At 67.6% G+C, this 13,778-nt stretch carries 15 protein-coding genes and 2 pseudogenes; 12 read left to right on the top strand and 5 right to left on the bottom strand.

The window, feature by feature from the left end; translation table 11 throughout:
- Positions 1-297: 297 nt before the first annotated feature.
- The 5 genes from ACIBO1_RS20050 to ACIBO1_RS20030 all read left to right on the top strand — a co-directional run bounded on the left by ACIBO1_RS20050 (position 298) and on the right by ACIBO1_RS20030 (position 3,046).
- Positions 298-654 carry a hypothetical protein gene (locus ACIBO1_RS20050; RefSeq protein WP_396748571.1) on the top strand — a complete coding sequence of 119 codons (357 nt, stop codon included), beginning with the start codon at positions 298-300 and terminating at the stop codon, positions 652-654.
- Between the two features lie 282 nt (positions 655-936).
- Positions 937-1,290 carry a hypothetical protein gene (locus ACIBO1_RS20045; RefSeq protein ID WP_396748569.1) on the top strand — a complete coding sequence of 118 codons (354 nt, stop codon included), beginning with the start codon at positions 937-939 and terminating at the stop codon, positions 1,288-1,290.
- Between the two features lie 368 nt (positions 1,291-1,658).
- Positions 1,659-1,865: a hypothetical protein gene (locus ACIBO1_RS20040; protein ID WP_396748567.1), complete on the top strand. Its 207-nt coding sequence runs from the start codon at positions 1,659-1,661 to the stop codon at positions 1,863-1,865.
- 482 nt (positions 1,866-2,347) lie between these two features.
- A complete protein-coding gene (locus tag ACIBO1_RS20035) occupies positions 2,348-2,563 on the top strand; it encodes a hypothetical protein (RefSeq protein ID WP_396748565.1) in 216 nt (71 codons plus the stop codon).
- A 24-nt stretch (positions 2,564-2,587) separates the two neighbouring features.
- Entirely contained in the window at positions 2,588-3,046 is a 459-nt protein-coding gene (locus ACIBO1_RS20030) for a hypothetical protein (RefSeq protein WP_396748563.1), read from the top strand.
- A 15-nt stretch (positions 3,047-3,061) separates the two neighbouring features.
- On the opposite strand, the gene ACIBO1_RS20025 is transcribed toward ACIBO1_RS20030, so the two are convergent.
- Positions 3,062-3,571 (bottom strand): hypothetical protein, encoded by a 510-nt coding sequence (locus tag ACIBO1_RS20025; RefSeq protein WP_396748561.1) that lies wholly within the window; start codon positions 3,569-3,571, stop codon positions 3,062-3,064.
- A gap of 404 nt (positions 3,572-3,975) precedes the next feature.
- Here ACIBO1_RS20025 and ACIBO1_RS20020 point away from each other — a divergent pair, with 404 nt between their 5' ends.
- Together ACIBO1_RS20020 and ACIBO1_RS20015 are read left to right on the top strand one after the other, a co-directional pair.
- Positions 3,976-5,985 (top strand): hypothetical protein, encoded by a 2,010-nt coding sequence (locus tag ACIBO1_RS20020; protein WP_396748559.1) that lies wholly within the window; start codon positions 3,976-3,978, stop codon positions 5,983-5,985.
- A 31-nt stretch (positions 5,986-6,016) separates the two neighbouring features.
- Positions 6,017-6,412 carry a hypothetical protein gene (locus tag ACIBO1_RS20015; protein WP_396748557.1) on the top strand — a complete coding sequence of 132 codons (396 nt, stop codon included), beginning with the start codon at positions 6,017-6,019 and terminating at the stop codon, positions 6,410-6,412.
- Positions 6,413-6,850: 438 nt separating this feature from the next.
- Here the strand turns inward: ACIBO1_RS20015 and ACIBO1_RS20010 are convergent, their stop codons facing one another.
- From ACIBO1_RS20010 to ACIBO1_RS20000, 3 genes and pseudogenes are all read right to left on the bottom strand, one after another.
- The gene (locus ACIBO1_RS20010) at positions 6,851-7,606 is read right to left on the bottom strand and encodes a HEAT repeat domain-containing protein (RefSeq protein WP_396748555.1); all 756 of its coding nucleotides are present in this window, start codon (positions 7,604-7,606) and stop codon (positions 6,851-6,853) included.
- A gap of 171 nt (positions 7,607-7,777) precedes the next feature.
- Complete coding sequence (locus ACIBO1_RS20005) at positions 7,778-8,755, bottom strand: tetratricopeptide repeat protein (RefSeq protein ID WP_396748553.1); 978 nt, start codon at positions 8,753-8,755, stop codon at positions 7,778-7,780.
- A gap of 22 nt (positions 8,756-8,777) precedes the next feature.
- Positions 8,778-8,960 (bottom strand): annotated as a pseudogene (locus ACIBO1_RS20000) (tetratricopeptide repeat protein); the annotation flags it as partial.
- Positions 8,961-8,969: 9 nt separating this feature from the next.
- On the opposite strand from ACIBO1_RS20000, the gene ACIBO1_RS19995 reads away from it, so the two are divergent.
- The 5 genes and pseudogenes from ACIBO1_RS19995 to mgrA all read left to right on the top strand — a co-directional run bounded on the left by ACIBO1_RS19995 (position 8,970) and on the right by mgrA (position 13,114).
- Entirely contained in the window at positions 8,970-9,551 is a 582-nt protein-coding gene (locus ACIBO1_RS19995; protein WP_396748551.1) for a hypothetical protein, read from the top strand.
- Between the two features lie 30 nt (positions 9,552-9,581).
- Entirely contained in the window at positions 9,582-10,241 is a 660-nt protein-coding gene (locus ACIBO1_RS19990; RefSeq protein ID WP_396748549.1) for a hypothetical protein, read from the top strand.
- A gap of 859 nt (positions 10,242-11,100) precedes the next feature.
- Entirely contained in the window at positions 11,101-11,703 is a 603-nt protein-coding gene (locus ACIBO1_RS19985; RefSeq protein ID WP_396748547.1) for a disulfide bond formation protein DsbA, read from the top strand.
- Between the two features lie 46 nt (positions 11,704-11,749).
- Positions 11,750-11,953: pseudogene (locus ACIBO1_RS19980) on the top strand (class I SAM-dependent methyltransferase); the annotation flags it as partial.
- A 171-nt stretch (positions 11,954-12,124) separates the two neighbouring features.
- Positions 12,125-13,114 carry an L-glyceraldehyde 3-phosphate reductase gene (gene mgrA, locus ACIBO1_RS19975; RefSeq protein WP_396748545.1) on the top strand — a complete coding sequence of 330 codons (990 nt, stop codon included), beginning with the start codon at positions 12,125-12,127 and terminating at the stop codon, positions 13,112-13,114.
- 42 nt (positions 13,115-13,156) lie between these two features.
- On the opposite strand, the gene ACIBO1_RS19970 is transcribed toward mgrA, so the two are convergent.
- Positions 13,157-13,426 (bottom strand): hypothetical protein, encoded by a 270-nt coding sequence (locus tag ACIBO1_RS19970; RefSeq protein WP_396748543.1) that lies wholly within the window; start codon positions 13,424-13,426, stop codon positions 13,157-13,159.
- Positions 13,427-13,778 lie beyond the last annotated feature (352 nt).

Here is a 13,778-nt window from a genome sequence, read left to right as displayed (position 1 = left end):
GTTGATAGAGGTCGCCCCACCAGCGGCGGGCCGTGTTGTCCCAGATCCGGTAGCCGCTGGGGGCCCCTCGTGCTCCATACCGCCACCTGGCCGTCGGCGGGGACGACAACATGGTGCCGACGGCCTTCACACCACGTATCGAAGCCAGCGACGACAGCCGGCAACGCCAGGTCGCTGCCCGGGGTGATCGGCAGATGACGTCGACGGACACGCGCGGCAACGTCGCAAGGCGGACCAGTTATCGGCGATGAGGATCCGGCGTCCCGCCACACCTTCATCACGCCGTAGGGTCCGAGGGTGCACAGCAGTCTGACGGACCACGCGCGGTGTCTCTATGGCGACGAGTACCGGGCCGCTTCGCCTCGCTGCAGCGCCGATCATGACGAGCGCTACTTCATCGAGAAGCTCACCTTCGCCGACGCGGAGTCGATTCTCGCCATGCTGCACGAGTTGTGCCCGCAGATCGTTGACGGCCTCCTGCCGGTATGGGTGCGTAACCTCGCCTATCGGCTCGCGCTGCTGCAGCGACCCGACGACCCGGTGTTGATGCGGGAGGCTGCCCAGAACCTCTGGCTGCACGGCCCCGACTGGGACGGGATCGCCGCAGAGCTGACCAACCGTGCCGACGCACTGGAAACACGCTCGACACCCTGACCTGCACAGGTCAGGAACTCGGATGTGCGCGGACCTGCACCCGCGGCGGTGGCGGCGCGTCCCTCGAGGAGCGCTGAGCCGTGCTCGGCTAACGAGGCCACCGACTTCTGACGCAGCGGCTCGACCAACGCGTCAACTCCACGAGGTTCATGCTGCTCAGTCTGCTCTCCCACCGTTCGCCCTCGTTTGCGGGTCGCGGGAGATCCGGACACCTGAGCGTCGTCGTGATCCCGCAAATCGATAGCGCGATGGCGTCGGATCCCAGCTACGGTGCTCGCGGACGTGCGGCTGAAACCGGCAGAGGTACGGATGACACTGGCTATCAAAGGTTCACGACGGATCACCGTAGATGGCGTCACCTTCCGCTGGGCGGTTCGCCGCAGACCGACCTACTGCCAAGCCAACGGCTGGTCGCCGCTGACCTTCGTCGCCGAGCAGGCGGAACAACCAGGCGCTCTGTTGGTGGCATCGCTGCCCTGCGCCCATCCCGGCAACTGGTTCGGATTGCCGAGCCAACCCGTGTTACCCAGGACGGTAGCTCTCGGTGTCCGTCAGGCACTGGCCACCGGTTGGCAGTCCTCCCGGCCGGGCCCCGCCTTCAAGATGCTCCTGCGCCGCTCGCCGCACACGCAGTGACTGCGCATCGTCCGAGGAGGCACACTGTCGACGCGCTGACTGGTAGCGAAATCCTCGGCGCGCCTGCCGAGATGCGGCTGCTCGCCTGGCCGGCTGACCACACTGGGCGCGATCGAATCGACGGAGCCACACGCCAACAGCCTGTGAGCGGTGGAGCACCACTCCGCACGCCGATCGCGGCAAATCCAGGTGCTCGGACGGCGTCGTGGTTGGATCCCCCTGGCGAGGGCTCTGGCGTGACTGGATGGTTTAACCGGGCAGTCGGTCCCGACTCGGGTCGGCCTGCCCGCTACCGTCTGCGTATCGCGGCGGCCACGCTTTCAGATCCGCCGCGAATAGCCAGTCCTGAACAGAACGAGGAGACACCGATGACCGACGCCACCAGCGGCGACGATCCCACCGCTGACGCCGAAGCGGAAGCCGAGGAGCAGCCACAGCCCTTCGAGAACCGGGCGGCACGCCGGTCCAAGGGCAAGGCCACCGCCAACCACACCGGGCGTACCCCGAGCCGCGCTCACGGCCGTTCCGGCACGGTGCAGAGTCCTCGCCAGTACGGCAACCGTCGAAGCGGCTGACTTCAGACCGCCTGGTAACGGCCATGTTCAGTAGCTGTGGCCGCTACCGGCGTCTAGCCGCAGCCGCGGGTTCGTTGCAGGACGGTGAAGGCGAGCCACTCGGGTGACGCTCAGGGCACGGTCAGTCCCGGCGCTGTTCCAGCAGCAGACTCGACTCGGCAGGAACCTGCGCTGGCCGCCAAACAGGCCGTGCCCCGTCGGGTAGCGCGCAACTGCGGCATGAGCGCGCATCCGACGACGGCGGACCGGAGGGATGTGAAGCCCCGGCGGAACATCGCACTGCAGCGGCCTCAACACACCGTCAAGTCGCCCGTGCGTGCCCGGCCCACGACTTTGAGTGCTGCAATAACCCGGCTCTGCCACCGGTCCAGATCCAGCGATGGTCTTATCCGGCTGACCCACGCAACTGGGCTCCCGAGCGTCGTTCGAGTCCGGTGTCAGCGGCATGAGCGGCAGCCATCCCCTCAGGCAAGATGCCCGCCATGACCGACAACTCGCTGATCGTGCCCGCGTACGACGCCTCCGTAGGCGTCGTGGTGCCGACCGAAGGCGGCACCGTCACCATCGAGATCATCAACGGATCGGTCGAAATCCTCGGCGACCCTGCCGGCCTACGAGACCTCGCACACATGTGCCTGGCGTTGGCAGGATCCCGAGTACCGAACGGCGTGTCGGCCTCTGGGAATGGTCGGCGGTGACAGTACGCCGCGTCCAAGGACCCGGTGCGATACCGCACCGAGAGTCAAGATGCGGACGGTGAAGGAGAGCTCTCCCCTGCGCACTTCTCCGGCCTGGCGGTGCTCAGCTATGGCCTGTTACGTGCACCTGCCGAGCCCGTCGAGGCGACGATCACGGGCGGAGTCGTCGTTCAAACGGAAACCGTCGGCCCGCTGCTCGTCAGCCTGGACGGTGCCGCACTGCACTTCTCCGTTGGTCGTGAGTGTCTCGACATCGTTTGGGCTGCACTCGATGGCGTCGCTGAGCAAGCCGAGACCGCCGACGACCGAGCAGTCAACCGGCATCAGCACATCGAGTACCTTCCTGGAGACGGCTACCGGGCACCGGAGTACATACCGCTGGTCATCGTGGCCGACTGGCCAGAAGCGGGCAACACGCTCGTCTCAGCTCAAGCGCGCGCTCAGCGGCATGAGCGGATACCTGATGTGCGTCCGGAAGCGTAGCTGCTGTCCGAGCACTCAGTTTCCGGTCGGTGGGTACGGCGGTTGGACGCGCCCCACCGCATTGACCCGTGCGCGGTCGCCCGGGAAGTCCGGATCGAGACGCTCGGCCAAGCAGGAACGGTGCGCTGCGAACGATGCGCATCCCGGCCCGTCGCTGCTGCGCACATCGACGGTGACGCCGTCGCCGCCGGGGCTGAGGTTCGTGGGCTGACCGCAGCATCCACACGGCCAGCGCAACTCACGTAGATCTGCAGCACGCGTCGTAAGACGTATCCAGGCGGGCGGGTCGTACCGCTCGATCTCAAGGACGACCGCGTCGACCTGCTCGCCGACTGGCGGGTACTCCGCAGTCAACGCCCGAGACGAGCCCGACGAGCTGTCGATGAATCGCGCGGCGGCCGACGCGCCCACCGACTCATGTCCGAGAACCTCGGCCATGACCCCCCAAGGCTCGTGACTGACGATCGTCGCGCGGACGGCGATGCCTGACACCAGATCACCGGCGACGCTGTCGAAACGTTGCACCAGTCGATCGTCGCGCAACCGCCTCGTCCGCAACGCGACAGGGCACCCCCGCTCAACGGGAAGTCAAAGGACCCGCCCTCGCACAACTCCCGGCGACACGAGCGGGCGCGCGTTCTCCCGGTCCCTCGCTGCGAGCCTGGTGTGCCTGGGAAGTTGTTCGACCACCCGTGCCTGCCGGTGCCCGAGAAGGCGACCACAGCGTGAGCCGGGATGTACTCGACAGCGCCCCCGGCCAACTGGCCGAAATTGCTGACCGCCGGCCCGGCACCCGACCGCCGTACGCGCTCCGGTCGACTGACCGCCGGCCACCGGCGCCCGTCTGTGACCTGCGGAAAGCCGGAAACGTGTTTCTCCGGTTGGCGTTCGCTCCGTTAAGATCTCCGGCGATCAAGGGGGATGAAGCGGTGGGCGATTTCCAGCATTTCGTGACGGATGTGACTTTGCGTCTGTCCACCATGTCCAAGGGTGAGTTGTACGCCGTCGGCGACGGCCTCGACCGGGACTCACTCTGGCTCACCTTTCTCGATTCCTTCCCCGCCGGCACCAATCTGCGATTCCGCGAGCGATCCGAGTACGACTGCTCGACCTGCCGCGGCTTCATCAAGCACTTCGGCAACGTCGTCGAGATCCACGCCGGACGGGTCCGTACTGTCTGGTCCGGGGTGTCGGCCTCTGACCCGGTCTTCTCCGTCGTCGCCGCCGCTCTGGACGAGTTCGTTCTTTCGCTGCCGTTGTCCACCATCTTCCGGTCCACTCAGGCGCAGTACGGGACGAAGACCACCCGAACGCTTCGCGACGGCCAGGTCGAGGTGTGGCACCACCTGCACGGCCGGGTGGAGAAGCGGCATCGCAGCGAAGACGTCGGCGCCGCACAGGGCAACTTTGACGCCGCGGTGCAGGTCTTTCAGCGCGGCCTGGCCGAGCTGACCCAGCACGCTCTGGACACCCTCGTCGACCTTATCGACGACAACGCCCTCTACCGCGGCGCGGAGCATCGTCGGGCGGTGACCGAGTTCCGGTCGCTGCAGAACCGGTGGGCGAAGGCGACCGACAGACAGGCCTTCGTCTTCGCCAACGCCATGAACCCGGCGGCACGATTCCGCAACACGGTGATCGGCACCCTCGTTCAGGACCTCTCCGCGGGCGTCGACCTAGAGCAGGCGGTCCGGTCGTTCGAGTCGAAGGTTGCACCGCAGAATTACCAGCGTTCCAGGGCGTTGATCACCCCGGCCATGGTCAAGGCTGCCATGAAGACCATTGACGTGTTGGGCATCGAGGAGTCATTGCAGCGACGGTTCGCCCGACTGTCCGATGTGTCGGTAACCAACGTGCTGTGGGTTGACAACGACACACAGCCGCAGATGAAGGACAGCATCGAAGGGCTGCTCATGCAGGCGGCCACCGTGAAGTCGGCAGGTGCGCGCTTTCGTGACGCGAAGCCGGAGGAAATCCCGGTGGTCTCCTTCATGAAGGACATCCTGCCCGGCGCCACCGCCATGGACCTGTGGGTCGCCAACACCCACGAGCCGCAATTCGTCAGTCTCACGACCGGCCGGCACCCTGCGGCTCCGCGGTTGTTCAAGTGGGACAACGATTTCGGCTGGTCGTACGGCGGCAACGTCACCGACTCGATCAGGGAGAAGGTCAAGCGGGCCGGCGGCAACGTCACCGGCAAGCTGCGGGTAAGCCTGTCCTGGTTCAACCACGACGACCTCGACCTGCACGTGTTCGAACCCAACGGCGACCACATCTGGTACCAGGAGAAGCGCAACAAGCTGGACGTCGACATGAACGCGGGCGGGACGCTCTCCCGCGAGCCGGTGGAGAACGTTACCTGGACCGACAGTGTCCCCGACGGTGAGTACCGGATCGAGGTGAACCAGTACCACAAGCGGGACAGCAGCCAGGTCGGCTTCGTGATCGAGACCGAGAGCAACGGGAAGGTCGAGCATTACAGCCACGAGCGCGCGGTCGGCCACAAGGAGACCGTCGAGGTGGGCCGGATGACGGTTACCGGCGGGATGATCACCGCTTTCCGGCCGGGTAAGGACGTACAGCCGGGCAGTGCGGGCAAGGAGTTGTGGGGAATCACCACCGAACAGTTCGTACCGGTGTCCACCATCATGTACTCCCCGAACTACTTCGACGACAACGAGGTCGGCAACCGGCACTACTTCTTCATCCTGAAGGGGTGCGTGAACGACCAGCCGACGCGAGGGATCTATAACGAGTTCCTCCGCGGCGACCTGCAACCGCACCGCAAGGTGTTCGAGGTTCTCGGCGACCGCACCAAGTGCGAACCGTCTCCGGATCAGCTGTCCGGCCTCGGCTTCAGCTCCACGGTCCGCAGCTCTGTGGTCGCCAAGGTGACCATGACCGGCGGCCGGCGCCGCCTGATCAGTATCCAGTTCTGACTCCCTAACCAGATATTTCAGAGAGGCTTCCGTGACCATTTTCGAGAAGGCCACGCGGGAGAATTTCCGCTATCCGTCGACCAAGGGGTTGCTGACCACGGAACAGTTGTGGGAGCTTCCGCTGACCGCCAAGTCCGGCTTCAGCCTCGATGATGTGGCCAAGGCGGTCAACGCAGAACTCAAGGCCGTCGACACCGAGTCGTTCGTAGCTACCGAGGCCAATCCGGCAAAGGCGACCTTGGAGACCAAGTTGGAGGTCGTCAAGCACGTCATCGCCGTCCGCCTCTCGGAGGAACAGGCGGCGAAGGCGGCGGCGGCCAAGAAGCTGGAGAAGGACAAGTTGCTGGCGGTCCTGGGCCGCAAGCAGGACGCGGTCCTGGAAAACCTGACCGAGGCAGAGCTGCTGGCCCGAATCAACAATCTGTAGCCCGCCTACGATCAGCATCGCCAGCAGGTCCGAACATCATCGGGAAGTACGGTCACCATGCAAGACCTGCGCGGCCAGGCCGGCACTCAACGGCCACTTCTCGGCGAACTCACATCGGGATGACAGCGACCGTGACGCCCTCTCATCGGCATGAGCGTTCGCTCAGCAGCTGGATGAGGACGTTGCCTCGGTACGGTGTCGACGTGAATCGTGCCTGTCCTCGTTGCGGGTCTCGGTGCCCGATTATCCTGTTGAGGTGTGATCGGCTCATGTGATTGTCCCGGTGGTCGCTCGTCCTGCCCGTGCCTTGTCGGCGTGCAGACTCGTGGCTCTGCCAGGGCTTTGTGGTGGTAGATCGTGATTCAGTCGGCGGGGTTCAGCGACAGCGTGTTCGACTCGCCAGGCCCGCGTGCAGCCGTCCCGGGTCGGCGGTTTCGATCAGCGGTGGTCGGGGTGCGCCGCTGATGGAGCGCTGAGTTGTAGCTGCTCGCGGAGCCGCCGCGCTTCGCGGCCGCGGTAGGACCGCAGGACACCTGCGAGGGTGTCGCGGACGTCCGGGTCGGGATGATCGGCAAGGTACGCCAGTTCCTCGGCACCGCCACGTCGACCTCGACCAAGCTCAACGAGCACCTCGATGATGTCGTCAACGGTGACCGCCGCGCGCAGCCGCGTCATCAACTCGCTCTTCGGCCGGACAGGCTCGTCGTCAGAGAACCGGCGGCGCACCGTGGCCACCTTGTACGCCCCACGCGGCAGACAGGCCGGGCACGGGCAGGGCCGCCGACCATGGGCTGCCGGCACGTACCGCCACCCCACCCCCTGCGGCACGTCACGGACCCGACGTACCTCACCGACACTGATCGCGCGAGGCACGAACACCTCGTAACCACGCGGATCATCGAGCTCACGCACCGCCGCAACAGCCTGCGAAGCGGTGGCCTCACGCGGCGGGACACCGAAACGCCCGACAGTCACCGGCTGATCGTCAGACAGCCGAAACTGCACCGCGACCAACACGCCCGCATGCCAGCGCCTCAGCTCACGGACCCACTGATAGGTCAGCGTGAACGACGACAGCACCGGCATGCAGTACACGCCACGCCCACCAGCCCACCCATGGCTACGCGCCGCGATTCCCGAACGCTGGATGCCGCGCGCCGACCGCACCCCGGTAACGTGCACGAACTCCGCCATCACCAGGGATGATAGCCCCCGACGGGCAGCGATGATCAACGATTCTCGGGCGCGGGATCCAGGATTGACCTCGCTGTCGTGGGCAAAGCAGAAGTCGGCGGTATCCAAGCGGGACGGGATTCAGCAGGGCTCGCTTCGTCGGACTGTTGATCATCCGTCTTTGGTGGGTCGCTACTTCTGGTACTTGGTGAGCAGATTTATGGATTTGCGTGTCTGGGTGGTGTCCGGGTGGTCGGGACCGAGGACCTTGGTCTGGGTGGCCAACACCGCCCGGAACTCGGTGGCTGCCTCGTCGTACCGACCCTGCTCCTCCAGCATCCTGGCCAGGTTGTGACGGGATTGCAGAGTGTTCGGGTGATCGGCGCCGAGAACCTCGGCACGGGTGGCCGACACCCACCGGTATTCGTCGGCTGCCTCGTCGTAACGGCCCTGGGCTGCAAACAGTCCGGCCAGGCCGTGGCGGGTGCCCAGGGTGTCGGGGTGGTCGGGGCCGAGGACCTCAGTTTGGGTGGCCAGCACCGCCTGGAACTCGGTGGCCGCCTCGTCGTGCCGACCCTGCTCCGCCAACACGCTGGCCAGGTTGTGGCGGGAGTGCAGAGTGTTCGGGTGGTCGGGGCCGAGGGCCTCGATCTGGGTGGCCAGCACCGCCTGGAACTCGGTGGCTGCCTCGTCGTAGCGGCCCTGGTCCGCCAACACGCTGGCCAGGTTGTGACGGGATTGCAGAGTGTTCGGGTGATCGGCGCCGAGAACCTCGGCACGGGTGGCCCACACCCACCGGTATTCGTCGGCGGCCTCGTCGTAGCGGCCCTGCAGGGCCAGTATGCCGGCCAGGTTGTGGCGGGTGACCAGGGTGTCGGGGTGCTCGGTCCCGAGCACCTCGGCACGGATGGCCAACACCGTCCGGCATTCTTCGGCCGCCTGGTCGTAGCGCCCCTGCTCCGCCAACAGTCCGGCAAGGCCGTGGCGGGTACCCAGGGTCTCCGGGTGGTCGGGACCGAGAACCTCGGCACGGGCCACCAACACCGCCCGGAACTCGTCGGCCGCCTGGTCGTACCGACCCTGCTCCGCCAACACCACCGCCAGGCCGTAGCGGGACCGCAGGGTGTCGAGGTGGTCGGGACCGAGCACCTCGGCACGGGCCGCCAGCACCAGGCCGGAACTCGTCAGCCGCCTCGTCGTACCGACCCTGATCTGACAACACGTCGGCCAGGTCGTGCCGGACGGACAGGGTGTCGGGGTGGTCGGGACCGAGCACCTCGGCACGGATGGCCAACACTGCCCGGAACCCGTCGGCCGCCTCGTCGTACCGACCCTGATGTGACAACACGTCGGCCAGGTTGTGGCGGACGGCCAGGGTGTCCGGGTGGTTGAGGTCGACGGTGTGGTGGTTCAGGTAGGTGCGGAGCAGGGTGACGGCGGTGGCCGCCAGCAGATGCCGCCGTGCTCGTGTGGGGATGAGGCGGTACAGGTCTTGGAGTTGGTCGGCGGTCAGGGTCGTACCGGTCTTGGTCAGGCTCGCGGCCAGGACGTGGTCCAGGGCAACAGCGGTGGCTGCGGCGGCGGTGATTGCCGCGGCAGCCATCGGGTATGGGTCGGCGTCGATGATCGCGGCCAACGCGTCATCGGCGTGCGGGCTGTGGGTCCGCGCGCGGCCTATCGTGGTGAACAGGCGGCGGGCGCGGTCCTCATCGCCGGACGTCGCCGCCGCCAGGGTGGACGCCAGGGCGCGATCGTTCGCCACCGTGTATGCCGCGTGTCGTTCCATCAGGACGGCGGGCAGGTGCGGGGCCAGCCAGTCCGGGTTCCGTTGCGGGTATGCGCTCCGGAGCCAGTCCGCGACCCGGCGGCGGGTGTCCACCATGGCTCGGCCGGACAGCGTGGGCAGACAGTCGAACAGCCTCACTGCCGCCGCCTCGTCCACGGCACCCACCAGCGCCGCCAGTAGCAGTGCCTCGTGCAGGGTCACGCCCGGCAGGTGAGCCAGGCCCGCCTGGTGGATGCTCGGCTGCCACCGCGTCCGCTCGTGCGCGAACACGTCAGCGGCCACGGTGTCGAGGTCTACCGCGCCGTGCTGTTGTTGCTGGTGTGCGAACGCTGCGGCGGCGTGCACCAGGATGATCGATGGGGGCGGGTTCTGCGGCGTCAGCGTCGCCGATGGCGGAGTGGTCTCTTCCGAGGTGAAGGACCTCAGCGCCTGGTCGAAGACCTGCCGCTGATTGTGGGCACCACCAACGATCGGGGTAACGGTGAGCTGTGCCCGGTAGGGCAGGTCGGTCAGCGTGTGTGTGGGCAGGGCGGCTCGCACGGTGGGCCACCATTGCGACGTGCGCGCGGTCAGCACCACCCGCACCACGCCCCGACTGGTTTTCGTGAGGGCTGCCAGCAGTGCGGGCACATCGTCTCGGGTATCGGCGTCGTCGACGATCAACACCACCGGTTCCGTCAGTGCCGATGCGGCCACCACCGCCGCTTCGCCACCACCGGCAGGGACCCAGCCGCACCGTGCCGACACCCGCGCGGTGAACTCGACCAGAAGTCGGGTCTTGCCGGACCCTGGATGGCCGTCCACGTACAGCACCTGATCACTGATCTCTGCCCGGTTGTCGGCCCACCGCAGCAGCTCGCGCAGGAGTGATTGGTGGCGAACGCTGTACGTGACCAGCTGGTGCTCGGGCAGAAGCAGCTGGAGCACGCTGTCCTCGTCGACGCCGGCGGTGTGCGTAACAGCCGGGCCGTGGCTGACGGCCGCCGCCCACACGGCTTCCCGCGACCGGCGGTCGGCCCGCCGCTGCCACCGCACCCCACCCACCACGCCGGTGGCACCGGACAGCGCACCCAACCCGGCCGCCACGGACCACGGTACGAAGTTGGCGACAGCCGCGAACGCCCCTGCCGCCATCAGCAGCGCCACCCCGCCCCACCCCGCGGCCCGACGCGCCCTGCCCGGATCAGGTTGGCCCGGAGGTCGGTCGATCACCTGCTCATCGCTCCCTCCGCCGTCGGTCGTTCCATCGTGGTGATCCCGCCCCGATCGTGGACACCGGATGATCGGCTATCAATGTCAGCGTCGCCGCCGCCGCATGCAGCCCCTCGGGACTGCGCAGCCGGAAATCCGCTATGGACTCGCTGACGATACGTAGTCGGGTGCACCCCATCCGGCGAATCTGGATGCCGATGTCACTGCCAGGAGGGGCCTCCAGATGATTCGAAGGTTGGATCGGGCACCGGTCCTCGCCGGGTATGCGTCGGTTGAGGCTCACCTTGAGTCCGGCGCCGGTGGCGGTATACAGCGGCGGTCTTTTGGAGGCTCGGCTGGGTAAGGCATCGGGGGCTCGTTTGGGGGTGTCCGCGATACGAGGCCCCAGACGAGCCCTTCGCGCTGCTCCTGTCAGGTGCCTGAACTGCCAGCTTCCGGATCGACACGGGTCCGTAAGCACGATCGACCACTCGCTGCGGCATCTGGCCGGGCGTGATGATCGCGGTACGTTGGCGCCATGGCTCCGCTGACCGCGACGTTCTGGTTCGATCCGAGCTGTCCGTACACCTGGCTCGTCTCCCGCTGGTTGCGTGAGGTGGAGAAGGTCCGTCCGGTACGTGTCGTGTGGCAGATCATGAGCCTGTCCGTGCTGAACGAGGGCCGCGACGACGATCCGGAGAACGATCCGGACGGATTCCTGTGGGGGCCCGCTCGCCTGTTCGCCGCTGTCCAAGACAGGTACGGTGCCGAGGCGGTGGGCCGCCTCTATGACCGGTATGGCGCGATGGCCGTGAGCGGCGACTGGACCTCGCTCGACGAGGTGCTGGCCGCCGCTGGGCTACCCGCGGACCTGGCGACCGCCTGGAACTCGCCTGAGCACGACGCGGTGCTGCGGGCCTCACACACAGCCGGGATCCGCCAGATCGGCACCCACGTCGGGACCCCCATCACCGTGGTGGCACCCGAGGACGGGCGGGTGATCGCCTGGTTCGGGCCGGTGATGTCGCGTGTGCCGCGCGGTGAGGCGGCGGGCCGGCTGTGGGACGGCACGCTCTTGGTCGCTGAGGCCGATGGATTCCACGAGCTGAAGGGTCGCCCCCACGCCCCGCCCGTCTGGTGACTCGCGTCCTGATCCCTCGGTTTGCGTCCACGCCGGGGCCAGATCCGTCGTCGGCGTCGACTACAGCGAGGTAGCCGTGACGGCGGCGCATCGACGTGCCGACGAGCTCGGCGTCGCGTGCCGGTACATCGTCGCCACCGTGCCGCACGTACCGCTACCGGACTCCAGCGCCGATCTGGTCTACACCGGAAAGGGTGCGCTGATCTGGATGCACGACCTGGACGCATGGGCTCACGAGGTCGCCAGGATCCTGCACGTCGGTGAGTACGGTGAGCCCCACCACGAGGCGGGCGACAATCCGAGCTCTTCGGTAGCCGCTGCACTACCGCCCGTCGGCGGGCTCGGCCACGCCGGCACGTCTGGAACAGACAACCTTCGCACCACCGCCACCCGGTCAGGCGCGCTGGATAGGGTCGGTACCGTGACCCATCCTGCCTCGGACGAGCGCTACCGAACGATGACCTACCGCCGCAGCGGGCGCAGTGGGCTGCGGCTGCCGGCCGTATCGCTCGGGCTGTGGCACAACTTTGGGCCGGACCGACCCTTCGCGCGGCAGCGGGACATCGTCCGACGCGCCTTCGACCTCGGCGTCACCCACTTCGATCTGGCGAACAACTACGGCCCGCCGCCCGGGGCAGCGGAGGAGAACTTCGGCCGGATGCTCGCCACGGACCTCAAGCACTACCGGGACGAACTGGTGATCTCCAGTAAGGCTGGGTACGACATGTGGCCCGGCCCGTACGGCGACGGCGGCTCCCGAAAGTACCTGATCGCCTCGCTGGACCAGTCGCTGCGCCGGATGGGGCTGGACTACGTCGACATCTTCTACTCCCACCGGTTCGACCCCGACACCCCGCTCGAGGAGACGATGGGGGCGCTGGACGCGATCGTCCGCTCCGGCAAGGCCCTGTACGTCGGCATCTCCAACTACGACTCGGCGCAGACCGAGCGGGCTGCTGCGATCCTGCGCGACCTCGGCACGCCACTGCTGATCAACCAGCCGGCGTACTCGATGCTCGACCGCTGGACCGAGCGCGACGGCCTACTGGACACGCTGGAGCGGGTGGGGGCCGGCTGCATCGCGTTCAGCCCGCTCGCCCAGGGGCTGCTCACCGACCGCTACCTGGACGGTATCCCCGACGACTCCCGGGTGCGCACCAGCGTTTTCCTCAACGAGAGCAGCCTCGACGAGCAGAAGATGGCCAGGATCCGGGCGCTCGGCGGGGTGGCCGCGCGGCGCGGGCAGTCCCTGGCCCAGCTCGCGCTCGCCTGGGCGCTGCGCGACCCGCGCATGACCAGCCTGATCATCGGCGCGAGCAGCGTCGCCCAGTTGGAGGCGAACGTTGCTGCCCTGGAAAACCCGGACTTCACCTCCGAGGAACTGGCCGAGATCGAGTCCCACCTCGACTGACCGGCGGCCGTTTCGTTCGGGACCGCGGCGGCGTTGCCCTCGCTACGTTGGCCTTTGGTCACAGGGCAGCTGACCAGCGATGGTCTCGGCTGTGGTCCAGATGCCGGCGAGGGCGGTCGCGGTGGTGGACGCGAGGGTGGCGGCGAGGCGTACCCCGGGGATGAGGTCGACCGCACCAGCGGCCCGCAGCCGCTCGCGGACGCCGCCAACCACGGTTGAGTGCCACCGCAGCACGGCCGGGAGCACCGGACGCAGCGGCGGCGGGACGACGGCGGGGACCAGGACGAGCCGGTACGTGAGGTCACAGCTCACGCTCCATCCTGCCGCTGCGCAGAGCAGTGCGGGGCTCGCTGCCGGAGAAAGACCAACGGTGGTCGAGGATGCTCGACCACCGGTACGTCGTGCGTCGCATAGCTGCTACGCGGGAGTGCCCGATGATTTACACGAACCGATTCCCACCTCAGGTTGCGCGTTATCGGCACCATCCCGATCGGCTGACGATCACCCTACTGGACTCGGCCGCTACGCCGTCGAGGGGGGGGCCCGGGGGGGGGGGGCCCCCCCCCCCGGGGGGGGGGGGGGGGGTGGTGGGGGGGGGGGGGGGGCGCCCGCCCGGGGCCCCCCGGGGGGGGGGGGCGCGCGCCCCGCCCCACCCCGCCGCCGG

This window comes from Micromonospora sp. NPDC049903, assembly GCF_044460945.1.
In the GTDB taxonomy this organism is placed as follows: Bacteria; Actinomycetota; Actinomycetes; order Mycobacteriales; family Micromonosporaceae; genus Micromonospora.
The sequence above is the reverse complement of the archived record's forward strand: the minus strand, read 5'-3'. Positions and strand labels throughout refer to the sequence as shown.